Source organism: Parerythrobacter lacustris, assembly GCF_024626475.1.
GTDB lineage: Bacteria > Pseudomonadota > Alphaproteobacteria > Sphingomonadales > Sphingomonadaceae > Parerythrobacter_A > Parerythrobacter_A lacustris.
The window spans coordinates 361,311-379,668 of the sequence record NZ_JANKHH010000001.1; the positions used below are offsets into that span (position 1 = coordinate 361,311).

The window sequence follows — 18,358 nt, forward strand, 5'->3', positions numbered from 1 at the left end:
CATGGGCGGGATGAGTCCGGGCTTCGCCTTGCTGGCGCTCGCATCGATCCTGGTGTGGATCGTGCTGCTGGTGTGGCTGGCGAGCTGGATCATCCTGCGGCTGCGGCTGCGCTACGGCTGGAAGCTGCTCGATTGGCGCACGATCCTCATTCCCTTCATCGCGCTGACCGGCGCAATCCACCTCGGCAATTTCGCGCTCGACTGGATTGATGAGGCGGTCGGAACCGGTCGGCACGAAGCGCCGGTCGGCTTCCCCAGCGCCTTCCTGATCGGCTCGGTCGCGATCGGGGTGGGCATTGCAGTGGTTAGGGCGCTGCGGCGGTAGGTGCAGTATAGCCGGCCTATTCCGGGATGCTCCAGCGCACGGTGTTCCGATAGCTGCCCTCGGTCGGGGCACCATCCGCATCGGTCGCGGGATCGAGGCGGGCGTTCTTGCTCACCGTTGCACAGGTGTGCTGGTCGAGGAATTCGTAGCCGCTGCTCTTGGTGACCTCGCAGCCGGTAACCATTCCGGCCGGGCTAACCGTCAGCCGAAAGGTCACTGATCCCTGCATGCCTTCTCGGATTGCACGACTTGGAAAGTCATGGGCACCCCAAACCCACGCTCCCGGGTTGATCGGACTCGCTTCCCGGTTCGGCTCGAACGGTCCCGCAAGATCGGGGTCGGGAATTGCAGGTCGAGGTTTGCTCTCTAGCGGGCGAAATCCGGTAGGAAGGGCATCGGGATCGAGCGTTTCAGCGCATGCGAGCAAACTCGCATAAGCATCATTGCTACCCTTGAGCGGGATCTTCGCGAGTTCCCTTCCGTTAGCGATGACAGAGAGTTCGTTGCCCTTCCGGAAAGCTGAAATCAGCTCCGGAGTGACATTGCCGATGTAGAATGTGTCGGATTCCGGAATCAGTACACTTTCGAATGCATTGCTGCCGATCTTGAATCTCGATTCGACGTAGTCGGGCCAAGGTGATTTGCCTTTGGTGACTTTGACAAACATCACCTCAGCCCCGATCGGAAGACGGAACAAGGCGAATTCGCCGTTATTCGTGTGTTCGGAACCCTGAAGCGAACAAACTCCCGGTTCGCGACCCACCACCCAGCCTTCAAGGCGCGCAAACATTTCACGATTGTCTTCTTCTTCCTCGGCTTTGACCGGGACACCGAGAAGGCCTAGCGCCACGCAAGCCGCAATCGATTGCTTCCAGAACTGCATGGCGAACTCCCTCTTGCCTTGGAGCAGGCTACTGCAAACACAAGAAAAGGCGACCCCTTGCGGAGCCGCCTTTCCAATCTTGCTCGGGAGTAACCTCGCTCAGTCGACCTTGCGGACCGTGGTCTCTTCCGGCTTGATCGAGATGCGCAGCGTTTCGCCCGAATTGCCGGGGAAGTCGGTGAACATCGCTTCGACCAGGTTGGGCACCAGGTACTGCAACCGGTTCGAGCTCGACATGGCTTCCGCCTTGCCTTCGAACAGGCGCTGGCCGGTCGTGGTGTCATCGATCTTCATGTCGATCCCGCTGGTGTAGACGGTGTAGCTGCGCACATCGTTGTCGAACCATGGATCGTGGAAGCCATAGCCCCACGCGCGGCTGGGCAGGTAACCCACGCGATACCCCTGGCGGGTGCGGTAATAGACCGGGCGATAGCCGAAGCCGTACCACGGATCGAAGAAGGGATCGCGGAAGCCGGTCGAGCGGACACGTTCGCGCCCCTTGTCGACCCCGTAATCGAAGCGGACCAGCAGGTTCGCGGTCTCGGGCGAGGCGGCCTCGACATAGCCGATGCGCGCCATCTGCTGTTCGACCAGATCGGCATATTGCGCGAATTCGAGCCCGCCAGCGAGCGCCGGATCATCGGCCACGACAGCGAAGGTCTGGCCCTGCGGCGCGGGCAGCTGGCTCTGGAAGCGCGAGACATCGGCTTTGAACGGCGTGGCGCAGGCGGCAAGCCCGGCCAGCAGCAGCGGAATCGAAGCTAGCTTCAGGCCGCGCGCCCAATTGCGGTGGGTGATGGACATAGGAACTACCTCTCGAAAACAGGGATGCACAGTGCGGTCGACCCCTCTTGCGACTCGCATGCTGTCATCGACAGGGCGTGTTGTAAAGCAGCTGGCCTGAACCGGCATTGAATGGCCGGACCAGCACTCTACTGAATTATCTCGATTTTTTCGGCTGGACCTAGCCGCGCACCAGCCCCAGCGCCCGATAAGTCGCATCCAGCGTCGGTCTGCCGAGTTCGCGCGCGCGGGCTGCGCCGCGGGCAAGGATCGCGTCGAGCGCCTCGCGGTCCTGCTTCAGCTCGCGGAACCGGGCGGAAATCGGCGCCAGCGTCTCGACCAGCAGTTCGCCGAGCGCGGGCTTGAAGGCGCCGAAGCCCTGCCCGCCGAACTCGGCCAGCACATCGGCCACCTGCCGGCCCGCCATCGCACCATAGATCGACACCAGGTTGAGCGCCTCGGGCCGACCCGCCAGCCCTGCGGCCTCGGACGGAAGCGGTTCGGGGTCGGTCTTCGCCTTGCGGATCTTCTGCATGATCGCGTCGGCATCGTCGGCGAGGTTGATCCGGCTCATCTCCGACGGGTCGGACTTGCTCATCTTGGCCGATCCGTCGCGCAGGGACATGATCCGTGCGGCCTCGGGCGGAATGAACGGTTCGGGCAGGGTGAACACCGGTGCATCTTCGGAAGCGAAGTCGTTGTTGAACTTCTGCGCGATGTCGCGCGCGAGCTCCAGATGCTGCTTCTGGTCCTCCCCCACCGGGACATGCGTCGCCTGATACAGCAGCACGTCGGCCGCCTGCAGCACCGGATAGGCGAACAGCGCGACCGACTGGCCCTCGCGGTTCTTGCCCGCCTTGTCCTTCCACTGCGTCATGCGATTGAGCCAGCCCATCCGCGCGGTGCCGTTGAGCAGCCATTGCAGCTCGGCATGGGCGGGAACCTGCGCCTGGTTGAACAACACGCTGCGCGCCGGGTCGATCCCGCAGGCGACCAGCGCCGCAGCCATCTCCAGCGTCGCGGATTTCAGCTCCGCCGGATCGTGCGGCATCGAGATCGCGTGCAGATCGGCGAGGAAGAACAGGCAGGTCGAACCGTCTTCCATCGCGTCCTGCATCCGCACCCAGTTGCGGATTGCGCCCAGGTAATTGCCCAGATGGAGATTGCCCGTTGGCTGGATACCGGAGACGACACGCATGGAAATCAAGGTTCTTTCTTCTTGGTCAGGGCAGCGATGCGCTGCCGGTCGATCGCGCCCACCGCGAAGGCGACGCCGAAATAGACGATGGCGGAACACAGCACCAGCGCTAGCAGCGCAGCGGCGCGTTCGAACAGTCCTGCAGCGTACCAGCCGGTGAGCACATCGCGGGCAAACCACAGGGCGCCGCCCATCACGGCGGCGGCGACCAGCTGGCGCAGGATCCGCCCGACCAGCGCCAGCGGGATCGCGTAGTAGCCGCGCCGGGCGAGAACCAGATAGAGATAGGCGACGTTGATCCACGCCCCAATCACGCTGGCCAAAGCAACCCCGACCACGCCTCCGACAAGGCCTTCAAAAACTCCCGACCCTTCGAGCAGCACGAAATTCAGCGCGACGAACACCGTCAGCGAGATGAACGCGGCATAGACCGGGGTCCGGGTGTCCGACCGGGCGTAGAAATTGGGCACCAGCACCTTGACCAGCACATAGGCAGGGAGGCCGAGGACCAGCACCGCGAGCACCTGGCCGGTCAGCGCGGCCTGCTCCGCACTGAAGCGCCCGCCCTGGAAGATCATCGTTACGAAGGGCACCGCGCACACCGCCAGCGCCACCGCCGCCGGGATCGTCAGCAGCATCGACAGCTCGATCGCGTCGGACTGGACCCGGTCGGTGCCTTCCTTGTTCTTCGCCCCCACGAAACGCGACAGCGTCGGCAGGATGGCGGTCGACAGCGCGATGCCGATGATCCCCAGCGGCAGCTGGTTGAGCCGGTCGGCATAGTTCATGTAGCTGACCGAGCCGCTGCCCAGCCGGTTGAGGAAATAGAGCTGCACCAGCGTGTTGATCTGGTAAGCGCCGCCGCCGATCGCCGCTGGCAGCGCGATGATCGACAGGCGCTTTACCTCGGGCGTGATGCGCGGCCACAGCAGCCGCGGGCGGAACCCCTCGACCCGCGTCCAGTAGTAGAGCCAGGCGAGCTGGATCGCGCCGCCCACGGTGACCGCCCAGGCCTGAGCGTAGCCGACCTGCTGCACGCTCCAGGCCCATTGCCCCATCGCATGGTCGCCCACCAGCAGCGAGGCAATCAGCACCAGATTGAGGATGATCGGGAAGCTTGCGCCAGGCGCAAACCGGCTGACCGAATTGAGCATCCCGGTGAACAGTGTCACCAGGCTCACCAGCAGGATATAGGGGAACATGATCCGCGCGAAATCGACTTCCATCGCGAAGTCCGCGCTCTCCTTGGTCTGGTCGCCCAGCAGCCAGATCACCCCCGGCATCGCCAGCATCATCGCCGCGCAGACGAGGATCAGCACCGGCAGGAAGACGCTCAGCACGTCGTTGGAGAAGCTGCGCGCGTCGTCCAGCCCGGCTTCGGGGCTGTCCGCCCCGTGCAGCCGCTTGGAGAACATCGGGACGAAGGCGGCGGAGAACGCCCCCTCGGCGAACAGACGGCGGAAGACGTTGGGAATGATGAACGCCTGGAACCACGCGTCGGTGACATTGTTCGCACCGAGGACGCGCGCGAAGATCATCTCGCGCGCCATCCCGGCGATGCGGCTGACCATGGTCAGGCCGCCGATCGTCCCGGCGTGCTTGAGCAGGCTCATCGGCCGTGCCCGCGCCCGGTCATTGTGCTCAGGCTTCGCCGGCCGGGGTCTGCTCGGCCATCTGCTGCGCGCGCTGCGCCTGGATGCGCTGGGCGTAGAGGCCGTTGAAGTCGATCGGATCGATCGTCAGCGGCTGGTAGCCGGCATCGCGCGAAGCATCGGCCACCACCCGGCGGGCGAAGGGAAACAGCAGGCGCGGCGCTTCGGCATAGAGGAAGGCGTGCGCCTGTTCCTCGGGCAGGTTGCGCATCCCGACGAGACCGCAATAGGACAGCTCGATCAGGTAGATGCTGCCCTTCTCGCACTTGGCGTTGATATTGATCTTGAGCTCGACCTCGTGAATCTCGTCGTTCACCTGCGTCGCGCCGATGTTGAACTGCAGGTCGATCTGCGGCGGGTCCTGCCACTGATAGGCCTCTGGCGCATTCGGGTTCTCGACCGACATATCCTTGATATATTGCGAGATCACCCCGGCCACCGGGCAAGTGTCCGCGCCATTGGGTGCAGGGTCGAGGTTGAGGTCGGTGAGGATGTCGCCTTCTTCGGCCATGATCGCTATCGTCTTTCGGTTTCGTGTGTCTGATGGGACCCACCCGCAATGCGGGTTTTCGGCGGCGCGCCTAGCACTGCGCGCGCGCGCCCGCAATGGAAGAGGCGCGCAATCCCGCGACTGCGGCAGAGCGGCCACGCCTCGCGGTCATCCGTGCCCCGCACAGGCGTTGTTCATTTGTAATCCTTTCCTATTTAAGGCAGGTAGCAAACAGGCGGACTTCGGGACGTAAATCCGCCGGAAAGTGGACAGGTTAACCAAGTGATAGTCGAGATCGTCATCCTCGCCATGATCGCTGCATTCCTCGGGATGCGGCTCTATTCGGTGCTCGGCCGCCGTGCCGAGCATGAGGAGGAATCGATTCCGACCCGGTTCGATCCCACCACAAATCCGCCTCCGGTGACGCAGCGGTCGCTGCAGCCAGCCGCGCCGCAACATGTGCCGCCGATGCCGGGCGTGCTGCCTGCGGTCGAGCAGGGCGTGCGCGCGATCGCCGCGGCGGACCGCCGGTTCGACATCACGTCTTTCCTCGAAGGGGCGAAGGGCGCCTATGCCATGGTGCTCGAGGCCTTCTGGGCGGGCGACCGCGAGACGCTGCGCGAACTGTGCGACGACGATGTCTACGCCAGCTTCGATACGGCCATTGCGCAGCGCGAAGCGGCGGGCGAATTGCTCGACAACCGGCTGGTGCGGATCGAGGAAGCGGTGATCGACAGCGCCGCGCTCGACGGGCGCATGGCGCGTGTATCGGTGCGCTTCGTCGCCGATATCGCCGCCGTCACCCGCGACCGGGAGGGCAATGTCATCGCGGGTTCGCTGGTCGATGCGATCGAGACCCGGGATGTGTGGACCTTCATGCGCGACGTGAAGGCGAACGATCCCAACTGGCTGCTCGACGAAACCGACGAAGGCTGATTCCGCCAATGCCTGGCCTGCTACAGCGCCTGTTGACCCTTGGCGCTGCGGCCTTCCTGGCATCGTGCACCATCGTCCCCAAACCCGGACCCGATATCGCCCCGCCCGCTGCGGCGACCACCGCCGCGCTGCTCGGCGCAAGCAGCATGGGCAGCGTCGGCGGGCTTGGCATGGACCGCAGCGACGCCGAAAGCGCCTTTGCATCCTTCCGCGAATCCTGCAGCTATGCCGAGCGGCGTGACGACCGGTCGGGCCTGACCACGCCCGAGGACTGGCAGGGGGTTTGCGCGACCGCGCGCAACTATTCGGGCGATCCGCGCCGCTATTTCGCCGATAATTTCGAACCCGTGCGGATCGGCACCGGCGAGGCTTTCGCCACCGGCTATTTCGAACCCGAGATCGCCGGATCGCGCACCCGCCGCGCCGGCTACGAAGAACCGGTCTACGCCATGCCGGCGGACCTCGTCCGCTGCTGGCGCGACGACATCCCGGAAAGCGAACGCACCGGCAACCCTCCGCTCAGCCGCAAGCTGCCCGACGGGCGCTGCATTGAATATTACACCCGGGCCGAGATCGACGATGGCGCGCTTGTCGGACGCGGGCTGGAAATCGGCTGGGCGGCCGATCCGGTCGAGATTTTCTTTCTCCAGATCCAGGGATCGGGCCGGTTGATCACGCCCGAGGGCGAGGTGATCCGCATCGGCTATGCCGGGCAGAACGGACACAGCTACACCGGGATCGGCGGGGTGATGCGTGAACGCGGCCTGCTCGGCACCGGGCCGGGGCAATATTCGGGTTCGATGCAGGGGATCATGCAGTATATCCGCGAGAACCCGGAAGAAGGCCGCGCGCTGATGCGGCTCAACGAAAGCTGGGTGTTCTTCAGGGAGCTGACCGGCGACGGACCGCTCGGCTCGCTCGGCGTGCCGGTGCGCGGGCGCAGCTCTGTCGCGGTCGATCCCAACTTCGTGCCTTACGGCGCGCCGGTGTGGCTCGATCTCGACCGCGCCGAAGCCGACGGGCTGTGGATCGCGCAGGACACCGGCGGCGCGATCAAGGGCGCAAACCGGTTCGACACTTTCTGGGGCGCGGGCAGCGAAGCGCGGACCATCGCCGGCGGGATGAGCGGGCGCGGGCAGGCGCTGGTGCTGTTGCCCAAGAGTGCCGCCGCCCGCCTCAAGGACCGATGAGCCATCCGCGCGGCCTCAGCGCCGAGGAAGCCGAGGCGTGGGAAAGGCTTGCGGCCACCGTCACTCCAATCGATGCCAGGCGCAGGGCGATGTCTGTCTCGGCTCGCTCGGCATCTTCTCCGCCGCACACACCGGACCGACAGTCCGTCACGCCCATGCGCGAACCGAGTTTCGACGAACTGATGGCAAAGGGCGTCGGCGCAGGCCCGCCGATCAAGTCCCCGGCATCCCGCCTCATGTCGCCAGCGAAAAATCCGGAACCTTTGCCGCAGCATGGCCTGGATTCGCACTGGGACCGCAAGCTCAAGGCAGGGCAGGTCGAGCCCGATTTTTCGCTCGACCTCCATGGTCACACGCTCGACAGCGCATGGCAGCGGCTCGACAGCGGGCTGTTCCAGGCCAAGGCGATGGGCGCGCGGCTGGTGTTGCTGGTGACCGGCAAACCGCGCCCGGTCGATGCCGCCGACCGGGGGACCAAACGCGGGGCAATCCGCGCCAAGGTGCTCGACTGGCTGGCAGCAGGCCCGCACGGCAGCGACATCGCCGCGATCCGCACCGCCCACCGCAAGCACGGCGGCGACGGCGCGCTCTATCTCGTCTTGCGGCGGCGCTAGCTGGAAAGGCCAGTCCGCCGCACGCCGTCGAGCAACCTGTCCTCGAGATGATCGCCGTGCAGGATGCTCATGTCACCAGTCGTTTCGAGAATTGCGGCGCGCACCTGACCCAGGTCCAGAACGTTGGCCTCGCGCAGCTTCGCCCAGAGATCTTCGCGCGAAACGCGGCTGCGCTTCAGCGCTTCGTCGATGACGACACCGTCGCGCATGAGCAGCAGCGGTTCGTTCTGGATCGCGTCCCGGAACCCGGAAGAAGCCCTGCGTAGCCGGGCAACGGTAAACTGGATGGCAAAAAGGCCGGCCATCGCTGCGAGCGCCTGAAGATAGGCGGGCCAGTCGCTCGACTGACTGGCCGTGGCGACCAGCGATCCCATGGCAACCGTCATCACGAAATCGAAGCTTGTCATCTTGGAGAAGGATCGCAGTCCGATCACCCGCACGAGCAGGATGACCCACATCAGCGCGACGATAGCCAATACGGCTCCCCGCAGAATGGCATCGGCTATCGGCTGATCAATAAACATTCGATTCCCTTGTTGTACGCGAGCGCCTTGCAGAGCGGCGAAAGACAGCGCGGGCGGCGCGCGATAGCGCCGCTCGCTGATTGTACGCAGTGACCCGCCAGCGAACCGGGATCGCTACTCGGCCGGCTCGCTTTCGCGAAGGTCGGCAACCGCATTCTTCGCGCCTTCGCCTTCCTTGGCGATCGCTGCGGTTGCGGGCGGACCCATGTAGCCCGAAATCGATTCCGCGCTCGCCATGCCCGGCGCGTCGGACTTGCCGCCGAGGATATCGCGGGTCGCCTTCTCGATCCGGTCGCCGATGCCTTTATCGACATTGCGCCAATAGTCGAATGCACGCAGCAGGATCGGTTCGCTGACCCCGTCGGCAAGATGCCCGGCGACATTGTCGACCAACCGGTCGCGCTGGGCATCATCCATCACTTCGCGCACCAGCGCGCCGGGCTGGCTCCAGTCGTCGTCATCCTTGCGCAGCGTGTAGGCGGCGCGGACCATGTCGCCATCGGCCATCCAGGTCGCCTCGCCGCCGGTTTCGGGCTGCGCACCCGGCCCACCGTAGCTGTTGGGCGCATAGACCGGATCGACCGCGTTGACGGTACGCATTGCGCCTGCCCGCGAGTAGCTGTTGACCTCCGCCGCCTTGGCCTGGTTGACCGGGATTTGCTTGTAATTGACCCCCAACCGGTGGCGATGGGCATCGGCGTAGGAGAAGCCGCGCGCGAGCAGCATCTTGTCCGGGCTGAGGCCGATGCCGGGGACCATGTTGTTCGGCTCGAAGGCGAGCTGCTCGATCTGCGTGTCCCAGTCCACCGGGTTGGTGTCGAGCGTCAGCTTGCCGACCTCGATCAGCGGATAGTCCGCGTGGGGCAAGGTCTTGGTCAGGTCGAACGGGTTGATGCGATAGGTTTTCGCATCCTCGAACGGCATGATCTGGAACTTCAGCATCCAGCTCGGGAAATCGCCCTTGGCGATGTGATCGAACAGATCGCGGCGGTGATAATCGCCGTCCTGCCCGGCCATGTTGTCGGCCTCGTCCTGCGTCAGGTGCGCGTTGCCGTCACCCGCATCGGTGTGGAAGTGCCACTTGACCCAGGACTTCTCACCGTCCTCGTTGATCAGCATGTAGGTGTGGCTGCCGTAGCCGTTCATCTCGCGCCAGTTTTTCGGCACGCCGCGATCGCCCATCAGATAGGTCACCTGGTGCGCGCTTTCGGGGCTGAGTGTCCAGAAATCCCACTGCATGTCGTGATCGCGCAGGCCGTTGTCGGCGCGGCGCTTCTGGCTGCGGATGAAGTGCTGGAACTTCAGCGGATCGCGGATGAAGAAGATCGGCGTGTTGTTGCCGACCATGTCGAAATTGCCGTCTTCGGTGTAGAACTTGACCGAGAAACCGCGCGGGTCGCGCCAGGTGTCGGGGCTGCCGCGCTCGCCCGCGACGGTTGAGAAGCGCATCGCGGTTTCGACCTTGCTGCCCTTCTGGAGAAACTTGGCCTTGGTGTATTTCGAAACGTCCTTGGTGACTTCGAAATGGCCGAACGCGCCCGAACCCTTGGCATGAGGCTGGCGTGCCGGGATCCGTTCGCGGTTGAAGTTCGCCATCTGTTCGAGGAGATAGTGGTCGTTGAGCACGATCGGCCCGTCGCGGCCGATGGTGAGCGAATGCTCGTCGCTCTGCACCGGAATGCCGGCATCGGTGGTGGTACGGGGAAGTTTTGTGTCGGCCATGGTCGTGCCCTTTCGTGGGAATCCTGCCGTGGATACGGCGGGGCAAGGGCAATGGTTCCGTCAGGCGGCGGCAATAAATCGGCATAGTCTGATCGGCATTTCCGATCCGAATGATCGCTCCGCTATTTGAGCGCGTTCTTTTTGCGCTACCATTCCGCTACTTGAGCGCGTTCTTTTTGCGCTACCGCTCCGCTACTTGAGCGCGGTGGAGCATCTTGTGGTCGGCCAGCACCAGCGCCATCATCGCCGCGACCACCGGGGTGCCGCGGATGCCGACGCACGGGTCATGGCGGCCCTTGGTCACGATTTCGGTGTTCTCGCCGTCGCGGGTGATCGTATCGACCGGGGTCAGGATCGAGCTGGTCGGCTTGAACGCCACCCGGCACACCACCGGCTGGCCGGTCGAGATGCCGCCCGCGATCCCGCCCGCGTGGTTGGCGGTGAACTCGGGGTCGCCATCCTCACCGGCGCGCATCGGGTCGGCGTTCGCCTCGCCCGATAGCGCCGCTGCGCCGAAACCGTCGCCGATCTCCACCCCCTTGACCGCGTTGATCCCCATCATCGCCGCCGCAAGGTCCGCATCGAGTTTGGCGTAGATCGGCGCGCCCCAGCCGGCCGGAACCCCCTGCGCCACGCATTCGACCACTGCGCCCAATGACGAGCCGGCCTTGCGCGCGGCGTCGATCTTCTCTTCCCACCGCTTCGCCGCCCGGCTGTCGGGGCAGAAGAAGGGGTTGTTGCCGATCTCGGCGAAATTCATCGCGCTGCGGTCGATTTCGTCGTCGCCGATCTGGCAGACATAGGCGGTGATCGTCACCTCGGGCACGATCAGCCGCGCCACCGCGCCCGCCGCGACCCGCGCCGCCGTTTCGCGCGCGCTCGACCGCCCGCCGCCGCGAAAGTCGCGAAAGCCGTATTTCGCGTCATAGGCATAGTCGGCATGACCGGGGCGATAGGCCCTGGCGACATCGGAGTAATCCTTGCTGCGCTGGTCGACGTTCTCGATCATCAGACTGATCGGGGTGCCGGTGGTCTTGCCCTCGAAGGTGCCCGAAAGAATGCGGACCTGGTCCGGCTCCTGCCGCTGGGTGGTGAAGCGGTTCTGGCCCGGTTTGCGCGCATCGAGGAACGGCTGGATCGCTTCCTCGCTCAGCGCCAGCCCCGGCGGGCAGCCGTCGACCACCGCGCCCAGCGCGGGCCCGTGGCTTTCCCCCCAGGTGGTGAAGCGCAGCACGCGCCCGAACGTGTTCCAGCTCATGGGTTCGGCTTTGACGCAAGTTTGCGGGTGTGTCCAATGGTGGTGGGCGTAGGATTCATTGGCTCGCGCAAAGGCGCAAAGGCACGAAGAGGTCCTGCTCGCGGCGAAGCCGCTCTATCCCACAGACCTGTGTGCCGAGTGCCACCGCCCGGGCTTCAGGGCGGCTTCGCCGCCTGCGGCACCACTTCGTGTCTTCGTGTGAAAAAAACTCCGGCTGCCTCCAGGCCGACGAGGAAGGATTTTCCTACACCCGAGCAATATGGCACAAAGGCGGCAGCGGGGGCGAGGCCTGACCGGACCTTGCGCGACGGCGGGAAAGCGGAAAGCGGCAAGAGGCGTTTTTGGTGTCGCCTTAGTGTCGCCTTTCGCGGGGGAAGGGCATCCGGCGGGGCTTTCCAAACCGGCGCGGAGCAGGCAGGAACAAAACGTGATTTCGGGATATCCAAGATGATTGCCAAACTGAAGGGCCTGCTCGACGAAACCGGCACCGACTGGGCGGTGATCGACGTCGCGGGGGTGGGCTATCTCGTCCATTGCTCGGCCCGCACGCTCGCCGCACTGGGCGAGGTGGGTGAAGCCTGCACCGTCTACACCGACCTGCAGGTGTCCGAGAACGACATGCGCCTGCTCGGTTTCGCCGATGCGGCCGAGCGCGACTGGTTTCGCCTGCTGACGCAGGTGCAGGGCGTCGGCAGCAAAGTCGCCCTCGCGATCCTTTCGGCACTCTCGACCGGCGAATTGCAGCAGGCCTGCGCGCAAGGCGATGCCGCGATGGTCGCGCGCGCCAACGGGGTCGGGCCCAAGCTGGCCGGCCGGATCGTCAACGAGCTGAAGGATCGCGCGGGCGCTCTCCCCTCTTCGGACGGCGGAGTCACTGTCAACAGTGTCAACACCCCCGCCGTTGCCACCGCCAGCGCCGACGCGGTGAGCGCGCTCGAAAACCTCGGCTTCAAACCCGCCGTCGCGGCCCGCGCGGTCGCGCTGGCGCAGGGCGAGCTGGGCGAAGATGCGGGCGAGAGCGACCTGATCCGGGTAGCACTGAAGAGGGCGGCGGGGTGACCACCCGCACCGCCACGTGCCAATGCGGCCAGCTCACCGCCACCTGCGAAGGCGATCCGGTGCGCGTGTCGGTGTGTCATTGCCTCGAATGCCAGAAGCGCAGCGGATCGTCTTTCGCGGCGCAGGCGCGCTGGCCACAGGAGCAGGTAGCGATTGCCGGCGAGAGCCGCGCATGGAGCCGCACAGGCGGCGATGGCGGCACCGCCACCTTCCGCTTCTGCCCCGATTGCGGATCGGGCGTGTGGTACACGCACGATGCCTTGCCCGATATGGTGGCGGTGCCGATCGGCGCCTTTGCCGAGCCCGGATTTCCGCCGCCCGACTATTCGGTCTATGAGGAGCGCAAGCATCACTGGGTTGTGATCACAGGGGAAGGGATCGAGCATTATGACTGAACTCCGCACGCCCGGCGCTTGCGCCGTGAAGCTGGCCTGCCTTCTCCCGCTCCTGCTGCTCGCCGCGCCCGCCGCCGCGCAGGACATGTCGGCCTTCACCACCGGCCCGGTGTTCGCGGATTTCGGACCGCATGCACCGGTCGAAGGCATCGACACAGTGCCTGCCGATACCGAATTCGCGGTGGCCTTCGATGTCGCCGCCCCGGCGGAAGACGGCGCGCGGAGCCGCGGGTTCGAAAGCGCCGCGCGCTTCATCAACATGCATGTCGCCGCCGGGGTACCGGAAGACAACATCCGCATTGCGGTGGTGGTCCACGGCAAGGCGGCGCTTGACCTGCTGACCGACGAAGCGTGGGCGGCAAGGCAACCGGCCGGCGAGGAGGAAGAAGCGCCCGAGAACCCCTCCGGCGCGATGGTCGCCGCGATGCTCGACGCAGGCGTGCGCTTCATCCTGTGCGGCCAGAGCGGCGCGGCCTACGGCATCGAGCAGGACGACCTGATCCCGGGCGTGGAGACGGCGCTCAGCGCGATGACGGCGCATGCTCTGCTGCAGCAGCGCGGCTATACGGTGAACCCGTTTTGATGGCTCATGCAGAGTTTCCGGAAGAGCTGGCAAAGCTGACCTATGAACGACTTGGTGAGATTCGCCGAGTTTTGGTTGATGAACATTCGGCCAGTTATCGTTGGATTATGGCTTCGCTACTAGCAGTAAACTCTGGCGGGGTTTTTGCCGTGATTGGAACTGATATTGCGAAGGTTGCGATGGGATTATCGGCTGCAGCATTTTGGTTTGGCATTCTATTGGCCTTCGTTACTGCTTGGCTTGGCCAAGTTCAAACGCGAAAATTTATCCAAGCGAATTCCAAGCTCGAAGAATATTGGGCGATCGTTGCTGTAACGGGACAGGTCGATCTGGACAAAGGCGCAAAGCTTGAAGAGGCGCGCTCAGCCATAGATAGCACAATTCCAAGGTGGACAGGTATCGGCTCATTTGTAGCTTTTTCGATCGGCTTCTTGCTCGTGGGTATATCGCTTTGACGGATAGTTCAGGCTTTTCCTCCATCCGACAACCAAGCGTCCCCGACCCGGCCCGCCTCACAAGCCGTCACCCTGAACTCGTTTCAGGGTCCATCGTGCCGCACGCTCCGGAGCTGGCTCAGCGCGCGCACAGACCTCGGCGCACTCGACATGATGCGCTTCGCGTGCAAGCACCGCGCAAGCCCGAAACATGGATCCTGAATCGAGTTCAGGATGACGGGATAAGGACGGATGGCGTATGCCTACCCGACCGGCCCGAAGCCCAGACCGATCGCGAGGTCGTGCCAGTCGGGGTTGTCGCTTTCGACAAGGTTGAGCTTCCACTGGCGGTGCCAGCGCTTGAGCTGCTTCTCGCGCAGGATGGCACCTTCCATGTCGCCGAACATCTCGTAGCGGACCAGCCGATAGACATTGTATTTCCTGGCGAAGCCGCCGGTGATGCCGTTCCGGTGCTGGAACAGCCGCTGTTCGAGGTCGCTGGTAACCCCGATGTAGAGCGTCCCGCGCGGCTGGCTGGCAAGGATATAGACGCAGGGATTGCGCTCGAGCGGCATGCTCCGGTGATTGCCGGTGGATGGATGCTGAAACAAGTTCAGCATGACGGTATGGGGGCTGCGTGACCGACCAGCTCCCGTTCCATGTTCCCGAGCGCCTGTGGGTCGACCGCGATCCGCAGGACGAACCGGATCGCTCGCCGAAGAGGTTTGCGCCCTATCCAGTCTGGTCGTGGGCGCGGATCGTCGGTTTGCTCGGCTATTGCTGCTTTCCATTGGCGATTTTGTCGATTGCCGTTGGGTGGCTTGTACCGGGGTTCGTCCTCCTCGCCTTGTGCTTGATCATAGTATTGCCGCGACCTTACGACAGTTACACAGCGCTACTGCCCGAACTTGTCGGCGGGATGCTCGGTTCCCGCTACTGCCCGGCTTGTGGCCAATCGATCTTTGATCGGGCACCACCAAACGGTTATATGGCCGACCACGAACGCGGCTCATGGTGGCCGCACCGGCGTTGCGCAAATTGCGGACACGATCTGAAGGTGCGGACCATTGACTGACCCCGTCCCCCTCCACTCCCCCACCCGCCAGCCGGACGATCCCGACGCGGCGCTGCGGCCGAAGTCGCTCGCCGAGTTCATCGGGCAGGAGGCGGCGCGGGACAATCTGCGGGTGTTCATCGAGAGCGCGAAGTCGCGCGCCGAGGCGATGGACCATGTGCTGTTCTTCGGCCCGCCCGGACTCGGCAAGACCACGCTGGCGCAGATCGTCGCCAAGGAACTGGGCGTCGGTTTCCGCGCCACCAGCGGGCCGGTGATCGCCAGGGCGGGCGATCTTGCTGCGCTGCTGACCAATCTCGAGCCGCACGACGTGCTGTTCATCGACGAGATCCACCGGCTCAATCCGGTGGTCGAGGAGATCCTCTATCCCGCGATGGAGGACCGCGCGCTCGACATCATCATCGGCGAGGGGCCTTCGGCGCGCAGCGTGCGGATCGACCTGCCGCCCTTCACCCTGGTCGGCGCGACCACCCGGCAGGGGCTGCTCACCACGCCATTGCGCGACCGTTTCGGCATCCCGGTTCGGCTGAATTTCTACACCCATGAGGAACTCGACCTGGTGGTGACGCGCGGGGCGCGGCTGCTCGGCATGCCGATCGATCCCGCGGGCGCGCGCGAAATCGCCCGCCGCTCACGCGGCACGCCGCGGGTCGCCGGGCGGCTGATGCGGCGGGTGCGTGACTTCGCCCATGTCGCCGGGGATGGCACCGTAACCCGGGCCATCGCCGACAACGCGCTGACCCGGCTGGAGATCGACCGGCTCGGGCTCGATGCGATGGACCGGCGCTACCTCACCATGATCGCGACGACCTACAAGGGCGGTCCGGTGGGGGTCGAAACGCTCGCGGCCGGCCTCAGCGAGCCGCGCGACACGGTGGAGGAAGTGATCGAGCCCTACCTCATCCAGCTCGGCCTCATCGCGCGCACCGCGCGCGGGCGCTGCCTCAACGATGCGGGATGGAATCACCTCGAAATGACCCCGCCCAAAGGGCTCGGTGGATCATCGCAAAACAGTTTGTTCGACGAGGAAAGTTAACCGAAGCGAAGGGTTTGCCCCCGTTTCGGTTCCATATCGGGACAGGTTGGCCGACTCGGGAACAAACCGGCAAAAAAAACGACTCCGGGCGGCATCAAATGTGGTTAACGCCATTGCCGGATTAAGCAGTTGGTCGCTTGTTGATGCGACAGGGAAGTGTCTTGGGGGCGGAACCGCTGCCCACCTGGCGTCCCGAGCGTAACAAGAGAGCTTGACCATGTCGGTAAAACTGGCCCTGGCGAAACTGTCCGCAACCGCTGCGGGTACTGCCCTGCTGGCGGGTGGCGCAGTCCACGTCGCCGAGAAGCAGATCACGGACAACCCGCAGTTCAAGGGCGGCAAGGTCCTGTCGGCCAAGGCTGAGCCGGTGCACTACATCAAGGAACGCCGCCCCGTGACGCGCCGGGTCGAGCGCACCGAGCATCGCCAGCGCCGCATCGTGCGCCAGGAAATCGAGTGCGAGGACCTCGGTCCGGGCATGATCGGTGGTCCCGGCATGCACGGCGGAATGCACGGCGGTTCGAATGACGGGATGCAGGGCGGCTCGCGCTCCGGGCAGGGCCGCATCGTCGGCACCACCTATGACGCGCGCTGCGCCCCGGCCTATCGCATGGCGATCGCCGCGATTCCCGCACCGCTCGCACCGATGCCCCCGATCTCGGGCGGCGGCGGTGGTGGCGGCGGGGTGACCGTGATCGGCGGCGGTGGCGGTTTCGGCGGGGGCTTTGGCGGAGGCTTCTTCGGCGGGTTCTTCGGCGGCGGCGGCGGTTCGAGCGGCAGCGTGACCGTCACCTCGACCACCACCACTTCCGGCTCCAGCTCGGGCAGCTCCTCGACTTCTTCGAGCGGCGGCACCAACGGTTCCTCGAGCGGGATCAATATCGACATCGATATCGACAACACCAGCGGCGGTTCGTCGACCTCGACTTCTTCGGGTGGCAGCTCGACGACGACCGGTGGCGTCTCCACCTCGACCGGCGGCATCAGTACTTCGACCTCGACGGGCGGGGTAAGCACCTCAACCGGCGGCGTCAGCACCTCGACCGGCGGCGTGAGCACCTCTTCGGGTTCGGTTACCAGCTCGACTTCGACCAGCTCGGGCAACGTCAGCACCTCTTCGGGCGCCGTGACCAGCTCGTCCTCGACTTCGAGCTCGTCGGGCAATGTCTCGACCTCTTCGGGCGCAGTCACCAGCAGCTCGGGCAACAACGCCAGCTCGTCGACTTCGGGCAATGTTTCGAGCAGCTCTTCGGGCAACGTTTCGAGCAGCAGCTCGACCTCGGGCGACGTGTCGAGCAGTTCGAGCACCAGCTCGAGCACCAGCTCGTCGACCTCGGGCAATGTCTCGACCAGCACCAGCAGCTCGGGCAATGTCACCAGCTCGACAAGCTCGTCCACCTCGTCGTCGACCTCGAGTTCGACCTCGGGCAACAACACGACTTCGGGAATGACCACCAGCGGCACGACCAGCGGGACCACGAGCGGAACCCCGGTATCGGCACCGCCGATGATGATCCTGTTCGGCCTGGGTGCCGCCGCCGTGCTCGGGCGCCGCAAGTTCATGCCGAAGAAGGACGACTGAAACTCGCACTTCTACGGAACTTCAAACTGGCAGGGCGGCTCCGCAAGGTGCCGCCCTTCTTGTCTCGTTAGCCCTCGTCGGGCGGCGCGAGCCCCGAAGTCCACGGCACATCGCTGAGCGGCATGACACCCGCCAGCTCCCACACATTGGTGTAGCCATAGCCGTGGAGGTTGATGAAGGTCGGGATATTGAGCGCGAGCGGAGCCATCTTGGAAATCACCGGCGCGGCATTGTCGCTGAAGTTGTTGTTGCAATAGATGTAGATCGGGCGGTCCGGGTCATTGCCCACGATCTCACGCAAGGATTTCGAGGTGAAGTCCGAGAACGGCAGGTTGACCGCCCCTTCGATATGTCCGGCGGCGAAAGCCGATTCGGAGCGGGTGTCGAGCAGCAACGCGCCCTCGGCTGCTGCCCGCGCCAGGAACTCGTCACGCTCCAAACGGTGTGCCTCGCGCACCTGCTGGAGAGAACCGGTCAGCTCGATGAAGCCGGCATAGTCGATTTGCGGATTGGGGGCAGGCGTCTGGGCGGCTGCGGCCGCCCCGAGAAACGCGAGCGGTGCGGCAAGCAGGGCGATACGCATGGCAAGTCCTCCCTTGGATCGGGAGAAAATGCGCGC

22 protein-coding genes are annotated in these 18,358 nt (G+C 64.8%); 10 read left to right on the forward strand and 12 right to left on the reverse strand.

What is annotated here, in order from left to right:
• The first annotated feature begins 1 nt into the window (after position 1).
• Positions 2 to 325, forward strand: coding sequence for a hypothetical protein (locus NSO95_RS01800; protein WP_257594428.1), 324 nt, complete (start codon positions 2 to 4; stop codon positions 323 to 325).
• A 16-nt stretch (positions 326 to 341) separates the two neighbouring features.
• Here NSO95_RS01800 and NSO95_RS01805 read toward each other — a convergent pair whose 3' ends face one another.
• From NSO95_RS01805 to secB, 5 genes are all read right to left on the reverse strand, one after another.
• The gene (locus NSO95_RS01805) at positions 342 to 1,208 is read right to left on the reverse strand and encodes a TonB family protein (RefSeq protein ID WP_257594429.1); all 867 of its coding nucleotides are present in this window, start codon (positions 1,206 to 1,208) and stop codon (positions 342 to 344) included.
• Between the two features lie 99 nt (positions 1,209 to 1,307).
• Positions 1,308 to 2,012: a DUF4136 domain-containing protein gene (locus NSO95_RS01810; protein ID WP_257594430.1), complete on the reverse strand. Its 705-nt coding sequence runs from the start codon at positions 2,010 to 2,012 to the stop codon at positions 1,308 to 1,310.
• 160 nt (positions 2,013 to 2,172) lie between these two features.
• Positions 2,173 to 3,189, reverse strand: coding sequence for a tryptophan--tRNA ligase (gene trpS / locus NSO95_RS01815; protein WP_257594431.1), 1,017 nt, complete (start codon positions 3,187 to 3,189; stop codon positions 2,173 to 2,175).
• 5 nt (positions 3,190 to 3,194) lie between these two features.
• Entirely contained in the window at positions 3,195 to 4,802 is a 1,608-nt protein-coding gene (murJ, locus tag NSO95_RS01820; protein WP_257594432.1) for a murein biosynthesis integral membrane protein MurJ, read from the reverse strand.
• Between the two features lie 28 nt (positions 4,803 to 4,830).
• Positions 4,831 to 5,352, reverse strand: coding sequence for a protein-export chaperone SecB (secB, locus tag NSO95_RS01825; RefSeq protein WP_257594433.1), 522 nt, complete (start codon positions 5,350 to 5,352; stop codon positions 4,831 to 4,833).
• 264 nt (positions 5,353 to 5,616) lie between these two features.
• Here secB and NSO95_RS01830 point away from each other — a divergent pair, with 264 nt between their 5' ends.
• The 3 genes from NSO95_RS01830 to NSO95_RS01840 are packed head-to-tail and all read left to right on the forward strand — an operon-like array spanning position 5,617 to position 8,071.
• Positions 5,617 to 6,267 carry a Tim44/TimA family putative adaptor protein gene (locus NSO95_RS01830; RefSeq protein WP_436278018.1) on the forward strand — a complete coding sequence of 217 codons (651 nt, stop codon included), beginning with the start codon at positions 5,617 to 5,619 and terminating at the stop codon, positions 6,265 to 6,267.
• An 8-nt stretch (positions 6,268 to 6,275) separates the two neighbouring features.
• On the forward strand, positions 6,276 to 7,457 hold the full coding sequence (gene mltA / locus NSO95_RS01835) for a murein transglycosylase A (RefSeq protein ID WP_436278014.1): 1,182 nt from the start codon (positions 6,276 to 6,278) through the stop codon (positions 7,455 to 7,457).
• The gene (locus NSO95_RS01840; RefSeq protein ID WP_257594435.1) at positions 7,454 to 8,071 is read left to right on the forward strand and encodes a Smr/MutS family protein; all 618 of its coding nucleotides are present in this window, start codon (positions 7,454 to 7,456) and stop codon (positions 8,069 to 8,071) included. Before mltA ends, NSO95_RS01840 begins: the two co-directional genes overlap by 4 nt.
• Here the strand turns inward: NSO95_RS01840 and NSO95_RS01845 are convergent.
• The 3 genes from NSO95_RS01845 to aroC form a co-directional block, all read right to left on the reverse strand.
• Positions 8,068 to 8,595: a DUF421 domain-containing protein gene (locus tag NSO95_RS01845; protein ID WP_257594436.1), complete on the reverse strand. Its 528-nt coding sequence runs from the start codon at positions 8,593 to 8,595 to the stop codon at positions 8,068 to 8,070. The two genes, NSO95_RS01840 and NSO95_RS01845, sit on opposite strands and share 4 nt — an antisense overlap.
• 114 nt (positions 8,596 to 8,709) lie before the next feature.
• A complete protein-coding gene (locus tag NSO95_RS01850) occupies positions 8,710 to 10,317 on the reverse strand; it encodes a catalase (protein WP_257594437.1) in 1,608 nt (535 codons plus the stop codon).
• A 181-nt stretch (positions 10,318 to 10,498) separates the two neighbouring features.
• Entirely contained in the window at positions 10,499 to 11,575 is a 1,077-nt protein-coding gene (gene aroC / locus NSO95_RS01855; protein WP_257594438.1) for a chorismate synthase, read from the reverse strand.
• Between the two features lie 447 nt (positions 11,576 to 12,022).
• Here aroC and ruvA point away from each other — a divergent pair, with 447 nt between their 5' ends.
• Genes ruvA through NSO95_RS01875 form a run of 4 tightly spaced genes read left to right on the forward strand, consistent with a single transcriptional unit; the run spans position 12,023 to position 14,067 of the window.
• Positions 12,023 to 12,634, forward strand: coding sequence for a Holliday junction branch migration protein RuvA (gene ruvA / locus NSO95_RS01860; protein WP_257594439.1), 612 nt, complete (start codon positions 12,023 to 12,025; stop codon positions 12,632 to 12,634).
• Positions 12,631 to 13,029: a GFA family protein gene (locus NSO95_RS01865; protein ID WP_257594440.1), complete on the forward strand. Its 399-nt coding sequence runs from the start codon at positions 12,631 to 12,633 to the stop codon at positions 13,027 to 13,029. Before ruvA ends, NSO95_RS01865 begins: the two co-directional genes overlap by 4 nt.
• A complete protein-coding gene (locus NSO95_RS01870) occupies positions 13,022 to 13,612 on the forward strand; it encodes a DsrE family protein (protein ID WP_257594441.1) in 591 nt (196 codons plus the stop codon). The genes NSO95_RS01865 and NSO95_RS01870 overlap by 8 nt, the downstream gene beginning before the upstream one ends.
• A complete protein-coding gene (locus tag NSO95_RS01875; protein ID WP_257594442.1) occupies positions 13,612 to 14,067 on the forward strand; it encodes a hypothetical protein in 456 nt (151 codons plus the stop codon). Before NSO95_RS01870 ends, NSO95_RS01875 begins: the two co-directional genes overlap by 1 nt.
• Before the next feature lie 242 nt (positions 14,068 to 14,309).
• Here NSO95_RS01875 and NSO95_RS01880 read toward each other — a convergent pair whose 3' ends face one another.
• Complete coding sequence (locus tag NSO95_RS01880; RefSeq protein WP_257594443.1) at positions 14,310 to 14,621, reverse strand: GIY-YIG nuclease family protein; 312 nt, start codon at positions 14,619 to 14,621, stop codon at positions 14,310 to 14,312.
• Between the two features lie 62 nt (positions 14,622 to 14,683).
• On the opposite strand from NSO95_RS01880, the gene NSO95_RS01885 reads away from it, so the two are divergent.
• The gene (locus NSO95_RS01885) at positions 14,684 to 15,121 is read left to right on the forward strand and encodes a hypothetical protein (protein ID WP_257594444.1); all 438 of its coding nucleotides are present in this window, start codon (positions 14,684 to 14,686) and stop codon (positions 15,119 to 15,121) included.
• Entirely contained in the window at positions 15,114 to 16,157 is a 1,044-nt protein-coding gene (gene ruvB / locus NSO95_RS01890; protein WP_257594445.1) for a Holliday junction branch migration DNA helicase RuvB, read from the forward strand. The genes NSO95_RS01885 and ruvB overlap by 8 nt, the downstream gene beginning before the upstream one ends.
• A gap of 121 nt (positions 16,158 to 16,278) precedes the next feature.
• Here the strand turns inward: ruvB and NSO95_RS01895 are convergent, their stop codons facing one another.
• The 3 genes from NSO95_RS01895 to NSO95_RS01905 form a co-directional block, all read right to left on the reverse strand.
• Entirely contained in the window at positions 16,279 to 16,659 is a 381-nt protein-coding gene (locus NSO95_RS01895) for a hypothetical protein (protein ID WP_257594446.1), read from the reverse strand.
• A gap of 101 nt (positions 16,660 to 16,760) precedes the next feature.
• Entirely contained in the window at positions 16,761 to 17,720 is a 960-nt protein-coding gene (locus tag NSO95_RS01900; protein WP_257594447.1) for a hypothetical protein, read from the reverse strand.
• A gap of 86 nt (positions 17,721 to 17,806) precedes the next feature.
• Positions 17,807 to 18,322: a rhodanese-like domain-containing protein gene (locus NSO95_RS01905; RefSeq protein ID WP_257594448.1), complete on the reverse strand. Its 516-nt coding sequence runs from the start codon at positions 18,320 to 18,322 to the stop codon at positions 17,807 to 17,809.
• Positions 18,323 to 18,358: the final 36 nt, after the last annotated feature.